Origin of the sequence: Janthinobacterium sp. GMG2, from assembly GCF_033949445.1 — a bacterium.
Taxonomy (GTDB): Bacteria; Pseudomonadota; Gammaproteobacteria; order Burkholderiales; family Burkholderiaceae_D; genus Janthinobacterium; species Janthinobacterium aestuarii.
Map to the genome: position 1 here is coordinate 1,183,516 of NZ_JAXAWA010000002.1, position 19,643 is coordinate 1,203,158.

The 19,643-nt window shown below is 62.4% G+C and carries 18 protein-coding genes; 9 read left to right on the forward strand and 9 right to left on the reverse strand.

From position 1 onward, the window contains the following. The first annotated feature begins 112 nt into the window (after positions 1-112). The gene (locus tag SKZ59_RS11410; RefSeq protein WP_034751041.1) at positions 113-346 is read left to right on the forward strand and encodes a hypothetical protein; all 234 of its coding nucleotides are present in this window, start codon (positions 113-115) and stop codon (positions 344-346) included. A 41-nt stretch (positions 347-387) separates the two neighbouring features. On the opposite strand, the gene moaD is transcribed toward SKZ59_RS11410, so the two are convergent. From moaD to thrC, 3 genes are read right to left on the reverse strand one after another with little or no spacing between them, the layout of a single operon-like run. Then, positions 388-642, reverse strand: a complete 255-nt coding sequence (gene moaD / locus SKZ59_RS11415) for a molybdopterin converting factor subunit 1 (protein ID WP_034751044.1) — start codon at positions 640-642, stop codon at positions 388-390. 10 nt (positions 643-652) lie between these two features. Continuing rightward, entirely contained in the window at positions 653-1,879 is a 1,227-nt protein-coding gene (glp, locus tag SKZ59_RS11420; protein ID WP_319991801.1) for a gephyrin-like molybdotransferase Glp, read from the reverse strand. After that, positions 1,879-3,360 carry a threonine synthase gene (thrC, locus tag SKZ59_RS11425; RefSeq protein WP_319991802.1) on the reverse strand — a complete coding sequence of 494 codons (1,482 nt, stop codon included), beginning with the start codon at positions 3,358-3,360 and terminating at the stop codon, positions 1,879-1,881. The genes glp and thrC overlap by 1 nt, the downstream gene beginning before the upstream one ends. Before the next feature lie 268 nt (positions 3,361-3,628). Here thrC and SKZ59_RS11430 point away from each other — a divergent pair, with 268 nt between their 5' ends. Further along, positions 3,629-4,372: an AAA family ATPase gene (locus tag SKZ59_RS11430; RefSeq protein WP_319991803.1), complete on the forward strand. Its 744-nt coding sequence runs from the start codon at positions 3,629-3,631 to the stop codon at positions 4,370-4,372. Between the two features lie 147 nt (positions 4,373-4,519). On the opposite strand, the gene SKZ59_RS11435 is transcribed toward SKZ59_RS11430, so the two are convergent. From SKZ59_RS11435 to kbl, 3 genes are read right to left on the reverse strand one after another with little or no spacing between them, the layout of a single operon-like run. Next, positions 4,520-5,920 (reverse strand): L-serine ammonia-lyase, encoded by a 1,401-nt coding sequence (locus SKZ59_RS11435; RefSeq protein WP_070301882.1) that lies wholly within the window; start codon positions 5,918-5,920, stop codon positions 4,520-4,522. A gap of 45 nt (positions 5,921-5,965) precedes the next feature. Beyond that, positions 5,966-6,931 (reverse strand): NAD-dependent epimerase/dehydratase family protein, encoded by a 966-nt coding sequence (locus SKZ59_RS11440; protein WP_319991804.1) that lies wholly within the window; start codon positions 6,929-6,931, stop codon positions 5,966-5,968. Between the two features lie 20 nt (positions 6,932-6,951). Beyond that, positions 6,952-8,175 (reverse strand): glycine C-acetyltransferase, encoded by a 1,224-nt coding sequence (gene kbl, locus SKZ59_RS11445; protein ID WP_046685113.1) that lies wholly within the window; start codon positions 8,173-8,175, stop codon positions 6,952-6,954. Positions 8,176-8,393: 218 nt separating this feature from the next. On the opposite strand from kbl, the gene SKZ59_RS11450 reads away from it, so the two are divergent. The 6 genes from SKZ59_RS11450 (at position 8,394) to SKZ59_RS11475 (ending at position 14,195) form a co-directional block, all read left to right on the forward strand. Next, positions 8,394-8,969, forward strand: a complete 576-nt coding sequence (locus SKZ59_RS11450; RefSeq protein WP_070218654.1) for a helix-turn-helix domain-containing protein — start codon at positions 8,394-8,396, stop codon at positions 8,967-8,969. A gap of 91 nt (positions 8,970-9,060) precedes the next feature. Continuing rightward, complete coding sequence (locus SKZ59_RS11455) at positions 9,061-9,987, forward strand: STM4015 family protein (protein WP_319991805.1); 927 nt, start codon at positions 9,061-9,063, stop codon at positions 9,985-9,987. A gap of 6 nt (positions 9,988-9,993) precedes the next feature. Beyond that, positions 9,994-11,070 (forward strand): STM4014 family protein, encoded by a 1,077-nt coding sequence (locus SKZ59_RS11460; RefSeq protein ID WP_319991806.1) that lies wholly within the window; start codon positions 9,994-9,996, stop codon positions 11,068-11,070. Next, positions 11,063-11,905, forward strand: a complete 843-nt coding sequence (locus SKZ59_RS11465) for an STM4013/SEN3800 family hydrolase (protein WP_319991807.1) — start codon at positions 11,063-11,065, stop codon at positions 11,903-11,905. Before SKZ59_RS11460 ends, SKZ59_RS11465 begins: the two co-directional genes overlap by 8 nt. Then, complete coding sequence (locus SKZ59_RS11470; RefSeq protein WP_319991808.1) at positions 11,902-13,281, forward strand: STM4012 family radical SAM protein; 1,380 nt, start codon at positions 11,902-11,904, stop codon at positions 13,279-13,281. The genes SKZ59_RS11465 and SKZ59_RS11470 overlap by 4 nt, the downstream gene beginning before the upstream one ends. Further along, on the forward strand, positions 13,275-14,195 hold the full coding sequence (locus tag SKZ59_RS11475; RefSeq protein ID WP_319991809.1) for an STM4011 family radical SAM protein: 921 nt from the start codon (positions 13,275-13,277) through the stop codon (positions 14,193-14,195). The genes SKZ59_RS11470 and SKZ59_RS11475 overlap by 7 nt, the downstream gene beginning before the upstream one ends. A gap of 93 nt (positions 14,196-14,288) precedes the next feature. On the opposite strand, the gene SKZ59_RS11480 is transcribed toward SKZ59_RS11475, so the two are convergent. After that, the gene (locus SKZ59_RS11480) at positions 14,289-16,484 is read right to left on the reverse strand and encodes a prolyl oligopeptidase family serine peptidase (RefSeq protein WP_139143304.1); all 2,196 of its coding nucleotides are present in this window, start codon (positions 16,482-16,484) and stop codon (positions 14,289-14,291) included. Positions 16,485-16,898: 414 nt separating this feature from the next. Here SKZ59_RS11480 and SKZ59_RS11485 point away from each other — a divergent pair, with 414 nt between their 5' ends. Further along, on the forward strand, positions 16,899-18,686 hold the full coding sequence (locus tag SKZ59_RS11485) for a GGDEF domain-containing protein (RefSeq protein WP_319991899.1): 1,788 nt from the start codon (positions 16,899-16,901) through the stop codon (positions 18,684-18,686). 22 nt (positions 18,687-18,708) lie between these two features. Here the strand turns inward: SKZ59_RS11485 and SKZ59_RS11490 are convergent, their stop codons facing one another. Both SKZ59_RS11490 and SKZ59_RS11495 read right to left on the reverse strand, forming a co-directional pair. After that, positions 18,709-19,152, reverse strand: coding sequence for a DUF6386 family protein (locus SKZ59_RS11490; RefSeq protein WP_070301893.1), 444 nt, complete (start codon positions 19,150-19,152; stop codon positions 18,709-18,711). Further along, complete coding sequence (locus SKZ59_RS11495) at positions 19,149-19,625, reverse strand: DUF4262 domain-containing protein (RefSeq protein WP_319991810.1); 477 nt, start codon at positions 19,623-19,625, stop codon at positions 19,149-19,151. The genes SKZ59_RS11490 and SKZ59_RS11495 overlap by 4 nt, the downstream gene beginning before the upstream one ends. Between the last annotated feature and the right edge of the window lie 18 nt (positions 19,626-19,643).

Sequence of the window (19,643 nt, forward strand, 5' to 3'; positions counted from 1 at the left end):
AGATAAGGCCGGTGGATGGCAAGAATGCCGAAAAATGATGCATACTGCGCGGACATGCCGCAACGATCGGCTTTGACTTCACGAGACAACGAGACGACAAGAGGAGAAACACATGGGCGCAGGATTCTGGATTTCCCGCTATTTGCTGGCCAGTTCGATTTTATTCATCATCCTGACGGTGGTCGAGTACAGCAAGGGCACGCCCAGCCAGGCCGATATCCTCAGCGCGCTGGCCTGGTCGCTGGTGGCCTCGGCCATCTTCATCGGCTCGAAATACTGGCGCTACCGGAAAGCCGTCGCCTGCGCCACGTGCAGCGGGGACAAACCGAAAACCAAGTCGCGATAAAAAATGGCCGCATCAGCGGCCATTTTCTTGAGTCAGTATTCTTAACCGCCCGTCACGGGCGGGAAAAACGCCACCTCGTCGCCGTCACCGATCAGGGTGTCGGCATCACACATCACCTGGTTATGCGCCATGCGCAGCGCGCGGCCCTGCGCCAGCGCGTATTCCCAGTTGCCGCCGCGGGCGATCAGCAGCGCTCTCACCGCACCCACCGCCAGCGGCTCGGCTACTTCCAGCACTTCATGGCCGGTGCCCACCAGCTCACGCACGCTGGCAAAAAATCGCAGATTGATCTTCATCGATACTTCCTCAGTACAGCAATTCGTTAAACGGGATAAAACGCAGCATGTCGCCGCGCGCAATCGACAGCCCCGGCGGACAATCGATCAAGCCGTCGCCCCACACGGTGGACGTCAGCACGCCCGAACTCTGGTTGGCGAACAGTTCCAGCTCGCCCTCGTCATTGACCTTGGCGCGCAAGAACTCGTTGCGCTTGTCCGCCTTCAGGCGCTCGAACGCGGCCGGCAGCTTGTAGCTGCGCGGCGCCAGGTTGCCCGCCACGCCTTGCAGGCGCAAAATGAACGGGCGCACGAACAGCAAAAACGTGACAAAGCTCGAGACGGGATTGCCGGGCAAGCCGACAAAGAACGCCTCCCGCACTTCGCCAAACGCCAGCGGTTTGCCTGGCTTGACGGCAATCTGCCACATGTTCAGCCGCCCTTCCGCTTCCACGGCCGGCTTGATATGGTCTTCCTCGCCCACGGACACGCCGCCCGAGGTGATGATCAGATCATTGCCCTGGGCCGCCTGGCGCAGCACGGCCTTGGTTGCTTCCAGACTGTCGGGCACAATGCCCAGGTCCGTGATCTCGCAACCGAGGTTTTCCAGCAAGCCGCGCAAGGTAAAGCGGTTCGAGTTGTAGACGGCACCCGGCGCCAGGGGTTCGCCGGGCATGGCCAGTTCGTCGCCCGTGAAAAATACGGCCACGCGCAGCTTGCGCAGCACAGGCAGCTGCGCCAGGCCCACCGAGGCGGCCAAGCCCATTTCCTGGCTGCGCAAGCGACGGCCCGCACCGAGGATCTCGCCGCCGGCGCGGATATCCTCGCCCTGGCGGCGCACCCATTCCCCGGTTTTCGGCACGTGATTGACCGTCACCACGCCATCAAGCAAGGTGCACTGCTCCTGCATCACGACGCAATCGGCGCCGTCCGGAATCAGCGCACCCGTGAAAATGCGCGCCGCCGTTCCCGGTTGCAAGGGCTGGCCCACGTGGCCGGCCGCGATGCGCTGCGACACGGGCAAGCTGGCCGCGCCGCTGGCGCAGTCACTGGCGCGCACGGCGTAGCCATCCATCTGCGTGTTGTCGCGCTCGGGCACGTTCAGGGTCGACGTTTGCGCGGCCGCCAGCACGCGGCCGTTGGCGCACATGGTGTCGACCAGCTCCACGTCGGCCACCGGGCGCGCCGCGCCCAGCATGAAGGCTTGCGCCTCGGCCACCGACAGCATCGGTTTGCGTACAGTGCTGGCGTCTGTCATCACAAGCCCGTATTGGCGGCGATATACGCCTTCATTTTTTCCACGTCCGCATCCATCACGACGAACTTTTGCGGCAAGTCTTCAATGTTCTCGAAGCCGGCTGGCCGTTCCGCGTCCACGCCCAGCGCTTCGAGGATGGTTTCGTTGAACTTGGCCGCCAGCGCCGTTTCCAGCACGATCATCGGCACGTTCGGTTCCAGGTGCTCGCGCGCCACCTTGATGCCGTCGGCCGTGTGCGTGTCGATGGTGATGCCGTAGTCGTCGGCCACGTCGCGGATGGTGTCGAGGCGGTCCTGGTGCGTGGACTTGCCCGACTTGAAGCCATACTTGGCCACAAGCTTGAACTCGTCGCCATCGCTGCCAGGCTTGCCGGACAAGTCGAAGCCGCCGTGCGTTTCCACTTTCGTAAACAGGGCGCGCACGCGGTCGCTGTCGCGGCCCACGAGGTCGTAGACGAAGCGCTCGAAGTTCGACGCTTTCGAGATATCCATCGACGGGCTGCTCGTGTGGTACGTTTCGGCCGACTTGCGCACGCGGTAGACGCCCGTGCGGAAGAATTCGTCGAGCACGTCGTTTTCATTCGTCGCCGCCACCAGTTTCGAGATCGGCAGGCCCATCATGCGGGCGATATGGCCAGCGCAGATATTGCCGAAGTTGCCCGATGGCACCGTGAACGACACTTTTTGCTCATTGCTGGTGGTGGCCGCCAGGTAGCCGCGGAAGTAGTACACGACTTGCGCCACGACACGTGCCCAGTTGATGGAATTGACGGTGCCGATCTTCTGCTTGGCCTTGAACGGCAAGTCGTTCGACACGGCCTTGACCATATCCTGGCAATCGTCGAACACGCCTTCGACGGCGATGTTGACAATGTTCGGGTCTTGCAGGCTGAACATCTGCGCCGTCTGGAAGGCGCTCATTTTCTTGTGCGGCGACAGCATGAAGACGCGGATGCCCTTCTTGCCGCGCATCGCGTATTCGGCCGCGCTGCCCGTGTCGCCCGACGTGGCGCCGAAGATATTGAGTTCGGCTCCCGTCTTGGCCAGGGTGTATTCGAACAGGTTGCCCAGCAGCTGCATGGCCATGTCCTTGAAGGCCAGGGTCGGGCCGTTCGACAGCGCCAGCAGCATCAAGGTGGTCGATCCGCCCTTGACGACGTTTTCTTCGAGCACGCGCAGCGGCGTGATGTCGGCCGCGTTTTCGCCGGCGCGGGCGTTCTTGTAGACTGCCTTGGTATAGGTTTTCGCCGTCAGTGCCTTCAGGTCCGCAGCCGGGATATCGGTGGCGAACTTCTTCAGGATTTCGAATGCCAGGTCGGCATACGACAATGTGCGCCAGGCATTGAGCTCGGCACCAGTGACTTGCGGGTAGTGTTCTGGGAGATACAGTCCGCCATCGGGGGCCAGGCCGCCCAGGAGGATGTCGGAGAATTGCTGCTGATTCGATGGCGCTTTATCAGCGCGGGTAGACACGTAGTGCATAAATTTGAAGAGTCCAGTTGAGCTGAGTGCGGTTGATCATGAATGGCAGCGGATATTATAGTGCCAGCCGCCGTCCAAGGCGAATCGCATGGCGCCAGCCTGATCAAGATGTGACAATTGGAGCGCCTGCCTATTATCAAACAAGCCATAATGCATGAGATCAAGCCAGGCGAACATGGCTGGCGTACGCACTGGCGTGCGCCGGCGATTTACGTCACACTGTGCTGAGTATCCTTGCCATGATCAATATTGGAGTCGAGAACCGGCCATGTCGCTGAGTAAAAAACCGTATCTGCAAAGCGCCGCGCTGCGCTCCGACGCCGTCGTCGACCTCGATCACTATCCGTTCACCATCCCCGCCATCCGCGACTTCGTGCACATGGATTTCCATCGCGACGTGACGTTTTTCGTGGGAGAGAATGGCAGCGGCAAGTCGACCATGCTCGAAGCGCTGGCCGTGGGGCTGGGCTTCGGCAAGGATGGCGGCACGCGCAATGTGCGCATCGCCCTGCCATCGGACGAGGAATCGGGCTTGCACGCGCACTTGCGCCTGAGCAAGAGCTATAAAAAGCCCGAGGACAGCTATTTCCTGCGCGCCGAGAGCTTTTTCAACGTCGCCACCTACATGGACGAGATGCCACAGGAGTACCTGGTGAGCTACGGCGGCAAGTCGCTGCACGCGCAATCGCACGGCGAAGCGTTCATGGCGACCTTGATCAACAAGCTGCGGGGCAAGGGTTTATACCTGCTGGACGAACCCGAGGCGGCCCTGTCGCCGAGCCGCCAGATGGCGGCATTGTCCGTGATCCACCAGCTGGTGCAGGACGACTCCCAGTTGATCATCGCCACCCATTCGCCGATTTTGCTCGCCTACCCGAACGCGAAGATTTTGATGTTTACTGGCGGCGGCATCCACGAAGTGGCGTATGAAGACACGGAACACTATGCAGTGACGCGCGATTTCTTGAATAACTACCCGAGGAGGCTGGGGCAGTTGTTTGAGGAGGAGTGAGGTATTGGATGGTGCTTGTCGGCTTACGCGCTTTGCGCTAAGCCGACCTAAGCCGACCTACGCCGTCCAACGCCGACCTGCGACATTGCCACTCACCGTAGGTCGGATTAGCGCGTGAGCGCGTAATCCGACAACACCATCAGGGCATCAGCAAGCAGCGTGATTGACGGTAATCACATGCACGGCCAACCCGCCCAGCGACGTTTCCTTGTACTTGTCCTGCATGTCCGCGCCCGTCTGGCGCATGGTTTCGATGACTTCGTCGAGGCTGACGAAATGCGTGCCGTCGCCCTTCAGCGCCAGCGAGGCGGCCGTGATGGCTTTCACGGCGCCCATGCCGTTGCGCTCGATGCACGGAATCTGCACCAGGCCGCCGATGGGGTCGCACGTCATGCCCAGGTGGTGTTCGATGCCGATTTCGGCCGCGTTTTCGATCTGTTCATTCGTGCCGCCCAGGGCCGCCACCAGGCCGGCCGCCGCCATGGCGCACGCCACGCCCACTTCGCCCTGGCAACCCACTTCGGCGCCCGAGATCGAGGCATTGCGCTTGCACAGCATGCCGATGGCCGCGGCCGTCAGCATGAAGCGGCGCACGCCGCCCACCGGGTCGCTGGGGCGGCAATCCTGCGCGTAGTAGCGCAACACGGCCGGGATGATGCCAGCCGCGCCGTTGGTCGGCGCCGTCACGACCCTGCCGCCGGCCGCGTTTTCCTCGTTGACGGCCATCGCGTACAGGCTGACCAGGTGTACGGCGTCGTGCGGCAAGTCGTTGGCGCGGTTGTCGGACGCTTTCGCCTCCTGCGCCAAGCGCCACAATTTCGCGGCGCGGCGCTTCACGTTCAAGCCGCCCGGCAGGTTGCCCGTCGTTTCCAGGCCGTGCGCGATACAGTCGCGCATGACGTGCCAGATACGGTCCAGGCCCGCGTTCAATTCCTCGTCGCTGCGATTGACGCACTCGTTCGCGCGCAGCATTTCCGGGATCGACAAGCCACTTTCCACGCCATGCGCCAGCAACTGCTCCATGGTGTCGAAGGGGAAGACGACTCGCGCGCTGGCGGCCGATTCCACTGCCGCTTCGGCCTGCGCCTCGCCAGCCTCGCGGATAAAACCGCCGCCGATCGAGTAATACACCTTGTCGACACGGCTGCCGTCCGCCAGTTTCAGGGTGAAGCGCATGCCGTTCGGGTGTTCGGGCAGCGATTCGCTCTTGTGCCAGACGAGGCCCGTGGCGGCCGTGAATGGCACCACGTGCGTGCCCAGCAAGGCGATCTCGCCGGCCGCCTCGATGGCGGCCAGCTTGCTGTCGACTTCATCGGGCGCCACGTCTTGCGGCGTTTCGCCCATCAAGCCAAGAATGACAGCCTTGTCCGTCGCATGGCCCACGCCCGTCAGCGCCAGCGAGCCATACAGGGCCGCCTCGGCGCCCACTACCTGGTCCAGCGGACCGTATTCGACCAGAAAACGCCGCGCCGCCACCATCGGTCCCACCGTGTGGGAACTCGACGGCCCGATGCCGATTTTAAACAGGTCAAATACGCTCATGTCCATGTATGTCTCTTTATGTAGTATGTTTTTTTAGTATTGCTGCTGAACTCAGGCCGCCTTGGCGGCATGGCCCACATCGACATTGGCCAGCATGTCCGTGACCATCTGCTCGACGCCGATCTGCGCCTTCCAGCCCCAGTCGGTGCTGGCCTTGCTGTCATCCAGGCTTTGCGGCCAGCTGTCGGCGATGGCCTGGCGGCTGTCCGGCTTGTAGCTGATCTTGAAGTCCGGCACCATGCACACGATGGCCTTGGCCAGCTGCTCGGGGTTGAACGACACGCCGGCCACGTTGTACGAAGAACGGATCTTGATCTGTGCCGCTGGCGCGTCCATCAGTTCGATGGTGGCGCGGATCGCGTCGGGCATGTAAATCATCGGCAAGGTGGTATTCGCATCGAGGAAGCAGTCATAGCGCTCGCCGCGCAAGGCCGCGTGGAAGATGGCGATGGCGTAATCGGTGGTGCCGCCGCCTGGAGGCGATTTGTAGCTGATGATGCCCGGGTAGCGGATGCTGCGCACGTCCACGCCATACTTGTTGAAGTAGTATTCGCACAGGCGCTCGCCGGCCAGCTTGCTGATGCCGTACATCGAGGTCGGGTCCATCACGGTCATTTGCGGCGTGTTCACTTGCGGCGTGTTCGGGCCGAAGGCGGCGATCGACGATGGCCAGAAGATCCGCAGCGGCTTGCCTGCCTCGCCACGCTCGCGCGCCAGTTCCAGGATATTGAGCAAGCCATCCATGTTCAGGCTCCACGCCTTCAACGGCGCCGCTTCGCCCGTGGCCGACAGCATGGCCGCCAGCTGGTACACCTGGGTGATGTTCTCGTCGGCGATGATGGCCGCCAGGCCGTCCTTGTCCAGCACATTCAGCTGGGCGTAGCGCTTGGCCTGGTACAGGTTATTCGTGCCGATGTCGCTGGCGATGACGTTGTCCGCGCCGTGCTGCAGCGCCAGCGCGCCCACCAACTCACTACCGATTTGGCCGTTTGCGCCGATGACTAAGATGCGTTCCATGCTATTTTCCTGAAATCTTGTTAATTGGTAGTGGTAGTGGTCAGCAAACCGAGTTCCTTGCCAGCCTGTTCGAAAGCGGCCAGCACTTGCACCAGCTGTTCGCGCGTATGCGCGGCGGACAGCTGCACGCGCACGCGGGCCTGGCCCATCGGCACGACCGGGTAGAAGAAGCCAGTCACCAGCACGCCCAGTTCATACAGGCGCGCGGCGAATTTCTGCGCCACGGGCGCGTCGAACAGCATCACGGGAACCACCGGATGGGTGCCCGGCTTGATGGTGAAGCCGATGCGCTCGATCTCGCTGCGGAAGAAAGCCGTGTTGTCATGCAGGCGGTCGCGCAGTTCCGTCGACTTGGCCAGGCGTTCCAGTACCGACAGCGACGCGCCGGCAATCGATGGCGCCAGCGTGTTCGAGAACAAATAGGGACGCGATTTCTGGCGCAGGGTGTCGATGACTTCCTTGCGCGCCGACGTAAAGCCGCCCATGGCGCCGCCCAGGGCCTTGCCCAGGGTGCCCGTGATGATGTCGATGCGGCCCATCACATTGTGGTGTTCGTGCGTGCCGCGGCCCGTCGCGCCCATGAAACCGGAAGCGTGGCATTCGTCGATCATCACCAGCGCGCCGTATTGGTCGGCCAGGTCGCAGATCTTGTCCAGTTGCGCAATCGTGCCGTCCATCGAGAACACGCCGTCAGTGACGATGACTTTATGGCGCTTGCCGGCCGCAATGGCCGCTTTCAGCTGCACTTCCAGGTCGGCCATGTCGTTGTGGGCGTAGCGGTAGCGGCCAGCCTTGCACAGGCGGATGCCGTCGATGATGGAAGCGTGGTTCAGCGCGTCCGAGATGATGGCGTCGTTTTCATCGAACAGCGGCTCGAACACGCCGCCGTTGGCGTCGAATGCCGCCGCGTACAAGATCGTGTCTTCGGTACCCAGAAAAGCAGAGATCGCCTGTTCCAGTTCTTTATGCACGGTTTGCGTGCCGCAGATGAAGCGCACGGACGACAGGCCGTAGCCGTATTTTTGCGTGGCGGCAATGGACGCTTCCTGCGTCTGCAGGTCGCCGGACAGGCCCAGGTAGTTGTTTGCACACATATTGATCAGGGTACGGCCATCGTCGCACACCACTTCGGCGCCCTGGCGCGAGGCGATCACGCGCTCGGGCTTGTACAAGCCCTGCTGGCGCAGTTGATCGAGGTTCTGTTGCAGACCGCTGAAAAAGGTGTTCTTCGCTTGCTCGCTCATGATGATCCTTGTGTGTCCCTGCGTTTGTGGTATCCGTGTGACCTCAGCCGCCATAGGGAAAAGCGGCCGCTTGACCGGTGCGCGCACAATGCTGTACCGTGAAGCGCTGTTTGAAGTCTACACGTTTCCGTGTTTTTCCTCAAAATCCACTATTTCGAACTGAAATTCAATATAGTGGATATTACCCAAGCCTTTTGAACTTTGCAAGCCACCTGCCGATGAAAACCAGCGTTTCGACCAATTCTCCGCCCGAAGTGGGCGCCACCCTGCAACGGCTGCGCCTGGCGCGCGGCCTGACACTCGAGGATTTGTCGCGCATCGCCGGCGTTTCGAAGTCCATGCTGTCGCAAATCGAGCGCGAAAAAGCCAATCCCACCATCGCCATCACGTGGCGCCTGGCCAACGCCCTGGGCGTGCAGATCGGCGAATTGCTGTCCAGCGCGGAAAAAGCCGTGGAAACCATCCGCATCACGGACGCCCACGAAACTCCCACCCTGCCCGGCGACCATGCGGGCTACGTGCTGCGCATCCTGGGGCCGATGGAGCTGGCCGGCAAATACGAATGGTATGAAGTGACTCTGGCGCCGGGCGGCGAACTGGCGTCGCAGCCGCACGACCCGGGCACCACCGAGCATTTGACGGTGATCCACGGCAACCTGGAGCTGGAAGTGGGCGCGGCGAAGAAAAAGGTCAAGAATGGCGGCACGGCGCGCTACCCGGCGGACCAGCCGCATACCATCCGCAACCTGGGCAAGACGGAAGGCAAGGCCTTATTGGTGGTCATCCATAGATAGTTGCTTTTCAGCGGTGTGCAATAGGCTCTTTCGCCCATGCTAAGATTTTGGATTAGACAAGATTTTCACTGTCTTTCATGGAGCCTTAGCAATGACGATTTCCGAAAGCACCACCCTCTTCCACCAAAAAAAGGTCGTCGAGTACGATCCTGATATTGCGCTGCAATCCGGGCAGGATATCGTCTACCGCCTCTCGCTCGAGTATGACGACAAGCGCAAGATGCCGGACCTGATCGCCGGCTTCCTGGAAAAAACCGACAAGAATGCGCTGGAGGCGCTGATCATCGGTATGTGGGGCGATCCGTACGAAGCGGGCGCCGACGAGGTGATCGCGGCGCTGATCAGCCACGCGCCGCATCTGCCGAACTTGCGCGCGCTGTTCATCGGCGACATGACGTACGAGGAATGCGAAATCTCGTGGATCGTGCAAGGCAGCTACAAGCCGCTGCTGGACGCCTTCCCGCAGCTGGAAGAGCTGCGCATCCGCGGCGGCAATGAGTTGAACGTCGAACCGTTCGCGCACCAGAACCTGCGCAAGTTCACCATCGAGTCCGGTGGCCTCGATCAGAAGATCGCGCAGGCGCTGGCCCAGTCGAGCATGCCCAAGCTGGAATACCTGGAACTGTGGCTCGGTACCGACGACTATGGTTTTTCCGGCGACGTGGCGCTGTACCAGAAAGTACTGGCGCAACTGGCCACGCCGACCCTGCGCTACCTGGGCCTGCGCGACGCGCAGATCGCCGACGAGCTGGCCGTCTGGCTGGCCAACGAGCCGCTGCTGGCCACCGTCGAGACCCTGGACCTGTCGCTGGGCACCTTGGGCGACGTGGGCGCCGAAGCACTGCTGCAAGGCACGCAATTGGGCAATCTGAAGCGCATGGACCTGTCGCATCACTATATCTCCGAAGCGAACCAGGAAAAACTCAACGCCCTGCCCTTCCCCGTCAGGCTCGATGATCCGCAGGAAGACGACGAGGACGACGACGAAGTCTATCGCTATGTCGCCGTCGGCGAATAAAACCTGATGCTTTTGCTGGCAACACAGGGCAGCAAGCGCGTGCGCCTGCTGCAGGCGGCGCGCGCGCAGCTGCGCCTGCCGCCCGCGCAGGTGCTGGAATGGCGCGACTGGCTGCGTCAGCCTGCCTTGCTCGAGGATTCATTGCGCCAGACCGGCCCGCTCAAGATCGAACCGCCCGGCGACGATCCCGCCGCCCACCTGCTGTTGCTGCAGGCAGGCTGCCGGCTGCTGGACCGTCCGCTGCTCTCGGCGCCCGCGCATGGCGAGCTGCTGGCCATGGATGCGTGGTTTGCCGGTTTTTCCAATGCCATGGTGTCCCTGGCGGCGCAGCTGGCAGACCTGCCGCAAATAAGCGTCTTCAATGCGCCAGCCGAAATCTGTCTCATGACGGACAAGCTGGCGTGCCAGCGCCACCTGGCCGCGCATGGCGTGCCCATACCTGCCTTGCTGGGACCAGTGGAGGGCTACGAGCATCTGCAGTCGCTGCTGCACGAACACCAGCTTGACCGCGTCTATCTGAAACCGCGCTACGGCTCGTCCGCGTCCGGTGTCGTCGCCTACCGCAGGAACAAGGCCGGACGCCAGCAAGCCACGACCTCGGCCACGCTGCACCGCACCGAGGGCGCAACGCGCCTGATGAACAGCAAACGCATGGCGCGCTACGAGTCCGAACACGACATCGCCGCCCTCGTCGACGCGCTGGCAGCCCAGGAACTGTATGCGGAAGCATGGCTGAACAAGCCGCGCTGCGGCGACAGCCATTACGACTTGCGGGTCGTGACCGTGGCCGGCTGGCCCGCACACCGGGTGGCGCGCATCGGCGACCAGATGATGACCAATCTGCACCTCGACAACCGGCGCGGCGACGCGGCTGGCCTCTTGAACGCGGCCGACATGACGGCGCTGGAAGCGGCCAGCGCCCAGGCCGCGCGCGCCTTCCCCCACAGCCACGTGACGGGCTACGACCTCGTCGTGCGCCACGGCCAGGCCCATGTGCTCGAGGCGAACGCCTTCGGCGACCTGCTGCCAGGACTGCTATGGCAAGACGCGGACACTTACGCAGCGCAACTGGCCCATGTTTAAAGACACAGCACCGATCCCCGACATGCACCGCGTCGTCGGCAGCCACGACATCGTCTTCATCACGCTCGACACCCTGCGCTATGACGTGGCGCAAGCCCTGTATGAGGCGGGCGAATTGCCCGTGCTGGGGCGTTTTCTGCCGCCGGGCGGCTGGGACAAGCGCCACTCGCCCGCCACGTTTACCTACGCGGCGCACCAGGCCTTCTTTGCGGGTTTCTTGCCCACGCCGGCCGCGCCGGGCCGCCATCCGCGCCTGTTCGCCAGCGCCTTTGCTGGCAGCGAAACCACCTCGCCGCACACGTTTGCGTTCGAGGAAGCGGACCTGCCCGCCGCGCTGGCCGCGCGCGGCTACCGCACCATCTGCATCGGCGGCGTAGGTTTCTTCAATAAACAGACGGCGCTGGGCATGGTGCTGCCATCGCTGTTCCAGGAAAGCCACTGGAGCGCCGGCATGGGCGTGGCCAGCCGCCATTCGACGCAAAAGCAGGTGGCGCTGGCGACCCGGCTGCTGGCGCAAAACGACCAGCGCACCTTCTTGTTCATCAACGTGGCCGCCCTGCACACGCCGAACCGCGCCTACCTGCCCGGCTGCCACAGCGATAACCTGGACAGCCATGCGGCGGCCCTGCGCTATGTCGACAGCGCACTGGCGCCCCTGTTTGCCGCCTGCGCCGCGCGCGCGCCCACGTTCGCCATCGTCTGCTCGGACCACGGCAGCGCGTATGGCGAAGACGGCTACCGTGGCCACAGGGTCGCCCATGACAGCGTGTGGCAGGTGCCGTACGCGCACTTCTTCCTCACGCAAGATACCATTTCCCAGGAGTCCCCACCGTGAACCCATCCGAACAACCGGGCCCCCTGGCGCAGCGCATGCGCCATACGCCCTACCAGGCGTATTCATACTCGTATCCGCACAAGGCGGCCTACCGCGCCTTGCCGCAGGCCGCGCCGCTGGCGCCCCTGTGGGCGCAGCAGGACCGCTCCGCCCTCTTCGCCTACATCCACATTCCGTTCTGCGAGATGCGCTGCGGCTTTTGCAACCTGTTCGCCATGGCGCGGCCCAGCGCGGACATGGTCGAGCGCTACGTGCAGCAGGTGCTGGTGCAGATGCGTGCGATGGACGGCGCCCTCGGCGAACGGCGCTTTGCCCGCTTCGCGCTCGGTGGCGGCACGCCCACTTACCTGTCGCCCGCGCAGCTCGACACCTTGCTGTGCGGCGCGCGCGACATCCTCGGCATCGACCTGCAAGCCACGCCGGCCGGCATCGAAGCGTCGCCCGAAACCATCACGGCCGAGCGGCTTGCCGTGTGCCGCGCGCATGGCATCGACCGCGTCAGCCTCGGCATCCAGAGCTTTGCCGCAGGCGAGATACGCGCGCTGGCCCGTCCCCAGCAAAACGCCACCGTCCATCATGCCATCGGCCTGATACGCGCGGCCGGCTTTCCCACCCTGAACCTGGACCTGATCTATGGCATCGCCGGGCAAACCGTGGCCAGCCTGCTCGCTTCCATCGACAGCGCACTGGCCTTCCGGCCCGAGGAAATCTATCTGTATCCGCTGTACGTACGCGAACAAACAGGCCTTGGAAAAGTGGCGCGCCGCCAGGGTGCCGCGTCGCTCAATCCCATCATGCTGGCACGCGACGGCGACAGCCGCCTGGCCCTGTACGCGGCCGCGCGCGACCATTTGCGCGCCCAGGGCTATGAGCAGGTCTCGATGCGCATGTTCCGCGCACCGCATGCGCCCGAGCAGAACGGACCGTCGTACTGCTGCCAGAACGATGGCATGGTGGGCTTGGGCGCGGGCGCCCGCTCCTACACGGCGAACCTCCATTATTCGAGCGAGTACGCGGTGGCGAGAACGGAGACCATCGGCATCATCGAACAGTATCTGGCGCTGGACGAAACGCGCTTCGCGCAGGCGGAACACGGCTACGTGCTCGATGATGCAGAACAGCGCCGCCGCTACGTGATCCAGTCGCTGCTGACGGAACCGGGCCTGGACCGCGACGCCTACACGGCGCGCTTCGGCAGCCGCTGCGAGCTTGATCTGCCGCAGCTGGCCGAGCTGCACGCCTTGGAACTGGTGGAAGAAAACGGCCCGCTGCTGCGCCTGAATGACCGCGGCTACAGCTACGCCGACACCATCGGCCCGTGGCTGGCGTCCGAGACGGTGCGCGCGCTGATGGCTGAAGGCGGCCAGGCGTGCTGACAACGGAGCTGACAGCTGAGCTGACAACGGAGCCGGGTACTTTGTCCCTGCTATACCGGGGCACCTTGGCGAGCTGCAATTACGCCTGCGGCTACTGCCCGTTCGCCAAGAAGCGCGACAGCCGCGCCACCCTGGCCCGCGACGCGCGTGAAGTGACGCGTTTTACCAGTTGGGTGGCGGCGCAAAAACGGGACATCAGCGTCCTGTTCACGCCCTGGGGCGAAGCACTGGTGCGGCGCCACTACCGCACGGCCATGCAAATCCTGGCAGCTTTGCCCCATGTGCGGCAAGTAGCGCTGCAGACGAATCTGTCCGGCCCCCTGAACTGGCTGCAAGCGATGGACGGGGTGGAAAAGATCGGCCTGTGGTGCACCTACCACCCGGATCAGACAACGCTGGCCCGTTTTCTTGAACGCTGCGCGCGCCTGGACAAGATGGGCGTGCGCTATTCCGTCGGCGTCGTCGCCATGAACGAACACCTGGACGCCATCCGCACCCTGCGCGCGGCCCTGCCCGCGCACGTCTATTTGTGGCTGAACGCCTACGACCGTCGCGGCCCCGGCTACTACAGCGAACAGAACCTGGCCTGGCTCGACGCCGCCGACCCGTGGTTCGCGCAAAGCCGCCGTCCGTCACCCTCGCGCGGCAAACCGTGCCTGGCGGGCGAAGCGTCGCTGTCCGTCGATGGCGATGGCGAACTGACGCGCTGCCATTTCGTGCCGGAGCGCTTGGGGAATCTGTACGTGGATGACTTGGCAGACATGCTACAGGAACGCCGCTGCCCGCGCTTCAAGTGCGATTGCTATATCGGCTATGCGCAGCGCAAGGATTTGCCGTTTCAAACGGTGTTTGGGGAGGGGGTACTGGCAAGGATCGTGACTGTAGGTCGGATTAGCCAGCGTAGGTCGGATTAGCGGCGGCACGCCGCGTAATCCGACACATTGTTGGCATGACGGGTGTTGTCGGATTACGCGCGGCGATGCCGCGCTAATCCGACCTACCGTATTTTACTGCGCAGCCACCTTGGCCGGCTCCGCCACTACCGGCGTCATCTTCAACGAACGGCTGAGGAAGCCCCAACGATCCGCCACTTCTTCGATCTGCTTGGTCGTCGGCTTGCCGGCGCCATGGCCCGCCTTGCTGTCGATGCGGATCAGTACGGGCGCCGCGCCGCCTTGCGCTGCCTGGGCGGCGGCGGCGAACTTGAAGCTGTGGGCAGGCACGACGCGGTCGTCGTGGTCGGCCGTCGTGATCATGGTGGCTGGATAGCAGCCGCCCGCCTTCAGGTTATGCAGCGGCGAGTATTTCACCAGCGCCTTGAACTGTTCGGCGTCGTCCGACGAACCGTAGTCAGGCACCCAGCCCCAGCCCACGGTGAACTTGTGGAAGCGCAACATGTCGAGCACGCCCACTTGCGGGATCGCCGCCGCGAACAGGTCCGGACGCTGCGTCATGGCCGCGCCGACCAGCAGGCCGCCATTGCTGCCGCCGCCGATCGCCAGCTTCGATGGCGAGGTGACCTTGTTGTCCACCAGCCACTGCGCCGCGCCGATAAAGTCGTCGAACACGTTTTGCTTGTTCAGCTTGGTACCAGCCTGGTGCCAGGCTTCGCCGTACTCGCCGCCGCCGCGCAGGTTGGCCATCACGTAGACGCCGCCCATTTCCACCCAGGCAAGATTCGCCACGGAGAAGCTTGGCGTGAGCGAAATGTTGAAGCCGCCATAGCCGTACAGATAAGTCGGGTTGGAACCGTCGAGCTTCATGCCTTTTTTCGAGACGATGAACATCGGCACCTTGGTACCGTCGCGGCTGGTAAAGAATTGCTGGCGTGTTTCAAAGGCGTTCGGGTCGAAATCGACCTTCGGCTGGCGGTACACCGTGCTCTTGCCCGACTTCATGTCGTAGCGGTAAATGGTCGCTGGCGTCGTGAAGCTGGTAAACGAGTAGAACGTTTCCGTGTCGCCACGCTTGCCCGCAAAGCCGCCGGCCGAACCGATGCCCGGCAAGGCCACTTCGCGCACCAGCTTGCCGTTCAGGTCGACGATCTTGATTTGCGTTTGCGCATCTTTCAAGTAATCGAGCACCAGCTGGTTGTTGATGAGGTTGACGGCGACGAGGGTTTCCGCGCTTTGCGGCACGATTTCCTTCCAGTCGGCAGGGGCAGGTTTGCGCGTATCGATGGCGATCACGCGCGATTTTGGCGCCTTGTTGTCCGTCTTGAAGAAGAACACGGGGCCGTCATTGTCGATGAACGAGTATGAAGCGTCAAACTCTTCCAGCAAGCCCACGACCTTGGCGTTTTTCTGGCGCAAGTCCTTGTAGAAAACGCGGTTCTTGCGTTCCGTGCCTTGCGTGGCCGTGATGATCAAATAATTGCCGTCGTCGCTGACGGTGCTGCCGCCGAACGCCCATTCCTTCTGGTCGGGACGGTCGAAAACGAGCACGTCGTCGCTTTGCGGCGTGCCGATCTTGTGGAAATACAATTTCTGGAAGTAATTGATATCGGCCAGCTTGGTGGCTTCGTTCGGCGCGTCATAGCGGCTGTAGAAGAAACCTTTGTTGTCCTTGGTCCACGAGGCGCCCGAGAACTTGGCCCACTTGATGTGGTCCGTCAAATCCTTGCCCGATTCGATGTCGCGCACTTTCCACTCGTTCCAGTCGGAACCGGAAGCGGACGTGGCGTACGCCAGGTATTTGCCGTTCGGGCTGATCGAGGTGCCGGCCAGCGCCACCGTGCCATCCGTCGACAGGGTATTCGGGTCCAGCAACAGGCGCGGTTCGTCCGTCAGTTTTTTCACCGTGTACAGCACGGCCTGGTTCTGCAAGCCGTCGTTGCGGCTGTAGAAATAGCGGCCGCCCTGCTTCGTTGGCGTAGAGAAACGCTCATAATTCCACAGCTTGGTCAGGCGCTGCTTGATCGCGGCGCGCTCGGGGATGGTGCCCAGGTACGACTGCGTCAGCTTGTTTTGCGCCGTGACCCACTCGCCCGTTTCCGCACTGTTGGCGTCTTCCAGCCAACGGTACGGGTCAGCGATGGTGGTGCCGAAATAGCTGTCTTGCTGGTCGACTTTTTTGCTGACCGGATACGTCACGGCAGCGCCGTCACCGGCCGGGCACGATGGCGTCGCGGCGCTTTGCGCCAGGGCATTGCCACCGAAAGCGGCCATCAAGCTGAATATGAGGGTTGCACTACGTAATTGCATGGGTTGTTGTCTCATTGTTGGATGTCGAGGAAAGCAGGCCGCACACACACACGCCGCGGCTGCCCATGTTGACTTTCGCCAAGAGAAATCATAGCGCGGATTGCCACTTTTAAAGCACAGTTATCTGATGGATTTGCCGTCTTTTGTTTGGACAATTTGCATGAATCGCCATGATAAATCTCGCTTTCGGCGGAATCGGCAAACTGACGTTCATGCAAGAAACATTATCAAAAGTAAAGCCGTTTCATCAAGTTGTCATAAATCTTCTTTACTATCGGCAACATGTTCATGGCCCGTCCAGAGGCCGTGCCGCCACAGCCTCCTATGCACACTCTCGCCCTCCCTACCGCCACCGCCGCGCCGGCCCCCGCGACGCCATCGAATGTGGCTTACCTGAAGCCGCCATCGGCAAGCATGACCATCGAAGGGACGGACGCCTTGCACGACATCCTGGCGGGCCGCAAGCTCAGCGCGCTGTTCCAGCCCATCATCCACATGCACAGCGGCGACATCATCGGCTACGAAGGCTTGATACGGGGGCCGTCCGACAGCCCCCTGCACGCGCCGATGAATCTGTTCAAGGTGGCGCGCGCGCATGACCTGACCCTGGATGTGGAACACCTGTGCCGCCAAGTGGTGCTCGAGCGCTTCGCAGAACTGCAACTGCCGGGCAAGCTGTTCCTCAACGTCAGCCCGGAATGCCTGCTGCTGCGCAATGCCCGCCATGGCGAAACCCTCGAATACATCGAGCACATCGGCATCAACCCGGACCGTGTCATCATCGAGCTGACGGAAAACCAGCCCACCTACGATTACGAGCTGATGCGCGAAGCCGTGCTGCATTACCGTAACATGGGTTTCCAGATCGCCATCGACGACCTGGGCGAAGGCTTTTCCAGCCTGCGCCTGTGGTCGGAACTGCGCCCGGAATATGTGAAGATCGACATGCATTTCATCCAGGGCATCAATAATGACCCCGTGAAACTGCAGTTCGTGCGCTCGATCCAGGAAATCGCGGAGAAATCGGGCACCCTGGTGATCGCCGAAGGCATCGAGGCGCAGACGGAATTGCTGGTCTTGCGCGACCTCGGCGTGGCGTTTGGACAAGGCTATCACCTGGGGCGGCCCAACGCGGTGCCGGCGCGCGCCCTGCCGGCCGAAGTGGTGCAGGCGCTGGGACGCAATGGCGTGGCCGTGTATCCGCAGCGCAGCAGCCTGGAAAAGAATGGCGCCAGCATCCGCAAGCTGCTGCACAAGGTGGCGGCCGTGTCGCCACAGCTCAACAATAACGAGGTGTACGATATCTTCCTGAAGGAACCGAAGCTGATGATCATTCCCGTCGTCGACGACGGCGTGCCGCTGGGCCTGATCAGCCGCTTCGAAATGATCGACCACTTCGCCCGCCCCTACCAGCGCGAACTCTATGGCAAGAAATCATGCAGCCTGTTCATGGATGCCACGCCCCTGATTGCCGACCACGAGACGAGCTTGCAGGAACTCAGCTACACGATGGTGCAGTCCGATGCCCACCACCTGTTCAACGGTTTCATCATCACCGAGCACGGCCGTTACCTGGGCATGGGCACGGGCCACGACCTGATGCGCGAAATCACGCAGATGCAGATCAACGCGGCCCGTTACGCCAACCCGCTGACGCAACTGCCCGGCAACGTGCCCATCAACGAGCATATCGACCGTTTATTGCACAGCGGCAGCCGCTTCTGGGTCTGCTATTGCGACCTCGACCACTTCAAGCCCTTCAACGATGTGTACGGCTACCGCAAGGGCGACGACGTGATCCAGCTGACGGGAGAAATCCTCAGCAGCCATTGCGACCCGAACCGCGACTTCATCGGCCACATCGGCGGTGACGATTTCATGATTCTGTTCCAGAGCGAAGACTGGGAAACGCGCTGCCAAGCCATGCTCGACGACTTCGCGGCCGCCATCCTCGCCTACTACAGCACAGGCGATTGCGAACGGGGTGGCTACATCAGCGAAGACCGGCAAGGCAAGAAAGTGTTTTATTCGTTGATCAGCCTGTCGCTGGGCGTCATCAAGGTCGAGGCGCACCAGTACTACACACACCATCAGATCGCCACGCAGGCGGCCGAAGCGAAGAAGCAGGCAAAGAAAATCCACGGCAACAGCCTGTTCCTGGACCGGCGGCAAGGCGCGGCTGTGGCGCGCATGGATGCCTAGCCTGGAGCAATAATACGCAAGATCAAATACGCACGAGATCGACAAACGCATTGCCGCTGCGCGTATCGGACACGAATGCCAGGCTGATGTGCGCGCCATCGCGGCGCGCCTGCACGCGGTAGCTGCCTGCGGGCAGATCCACGAACAGTCCTCCATACGCCGTGTCCGGTTCCAGGCCGCCGCCCGTGACGTCTTCCCCCGCGCCGATGAAGACGCGGCCCGAAACGACGGCAAGATGCACGATCACCTGCGGTTCGGCAAGTTCCTCGTGCAAGGTGACTTCATACGCGCCATCGCCGCCCACGTTGAAAAACGCGACTTGCCCCGCATTCACGGCCGCCAGTTCGGCGCTGGGGATGCTCCACCAGTCGCAGTCATCTTCCAGCTTGTGGCGCAAGAGCGCAGGGTCGAACACGCACAGGGTAGCCGTCCCGGTCACAATTTTGACGCACGTGCTTGGCGTCATGTGGCCAGCGGCGCCGGTCCCAGCAGGGGCTGGCTCTCCACATACTGCGCGCTCGCTTGCACCTGCCACGGGAAGTGGCCATCGCGCGACGGCCAGACGATCTGGTACAAGGTGAAATCATCGCCCTGGTAATACCAGCGCGCATAGCCGACATAGTCGCGGTATTGCTCGACGGGCACGCGCACGAAGGCGCACTGATGGCCTTCCAGCAAGACGTCCGTGGTAGTCGTGAAATCCGTGATGGCGCCGCTGCGCGCGGCGTCCAGCGCCAGGTCGAGTATCCGGTGGGCCATGGAATGGGGCAAGCCCATGATCAGGAATTCAGGCTGGCCGAAGCTGTGGCAAGCGCCTATGGTGAAGGCATAGCCGGGACCTTCTTCATCGGCACCGATATGCACGCCATGCCAGCCATGCGTGGCGATGTCGTCGATGACTTTTTGCTCTGATGCATCCTCGCCTGCCTGCCTTACCATGCTTCACCTTTCACCGTG

Coding starts and splice junctions, on each gene's coding strand:
- SKZ59_RS11410 (WP_034751041.1), top strand. CDS start 113: ATGGGCGCAGGATTCTGGATTTCCCGCTATTTGCTGGCCAGTTCGATT.
- moaD (WP_034751044.1), bottom strand. CDS start 642: ATGAAGATCAATCTGCGATTTTTTGCCAGCGTGCGTGAGCTGGTGGGC.
- glp (WP_319991801.1), bottom strand. CDS start 1,879: ATGACAGACGCCAGCACTGTACGCAAACCGATGCTGTCGGTGGCCGAG.
- thrC (WP_319991802.1), bottom strand. CDS start 3,360: ATGCACTACGTGTCTACCCGCGCTGATAAAGCGCCATCGAATCAGCAG.
- SKZ59_RS11430 (WP_319991803.1), top strand. CDS start 3,629: ATGTCGCTGAGTAAAAAACCGTATCTGCAAAGCGCCGCGCTGCGCTCC.
- SKZ59_RS11435 (WP_070301882.1), bottom strand. CDS start 5,920: ATGGACATGAGCGTATTTGACCTGTTTAAAATCGGCATCGGGCCGTCG.
- SKZ59_RS11440 (WP_319991804.1), bottom strand. CDS start 6,931: ATGGAACGCATCTTAGTCATCGGCGCAAACGGCCAAATCGGTAGTGAG.
- kbl (WP_046685113.1), bottom strand. CDS start 8,175: ATGAGCGAGCAAGCGAAGAACACCTTTTTCAGCGGTCTGCAACAGAAC.
- SKZ59_RS11450 (WP_070218654.1), top strand. CDS start 8,394: ATGAAAACCAGCGTTTCGACCAATTCTCCGCCCGAAGTGGGCGCCACC.
- SKZ59_RS11455 (WP_319991805.1), top strand. CDS start 9,061: ATGACGATTTCCGAAAGCACCACCCTCTTCCACCAAAAAAAGGTCGTC.
- SKZ59_RS11460 (WP_319991806.1), top strand. CDS start 9,994: ATGCTTTTGCTGGCAACACAGGGCAGCAAGCGCGTGCGCCTGCTGCAG.
- SKZ59_RS11465 (WP_319991807.1), top strand. CDS start 11,063: ATGTTTAAAGACACAGCACCGATCCCCGACATGCACCGCGTCGTCGGC.
- SKZ59_RS11480 (WP_139143304.1), bottom strand. CDS start 16,484: ATGCAATTACGTAGTGCAACCCTCATATTCAGCTTGATGGCCGCTTTC.
- SKZ59_RS11485 (WP_319991899.1), top strand. CDS start 16,899: ATGACCATCGAAGGGACGGACGCCTTGCACGACATCCTGGCGGGCCGC.
- SKZ59_RS11490 (WP_070301893.1), bottom strand. CDS start 19,152: ATGACGCCAAGCACGTGCGTCAAAATTGTGACCGGGACGGCTACCCTG.
- SKZ59_RS11495 (WP_319991810.1), bottom strand. CDS start 19,625: ATGGTAAGGCAGGCAGGCGAGGATGCATCAGAGCAAAAAGTCATCGAC.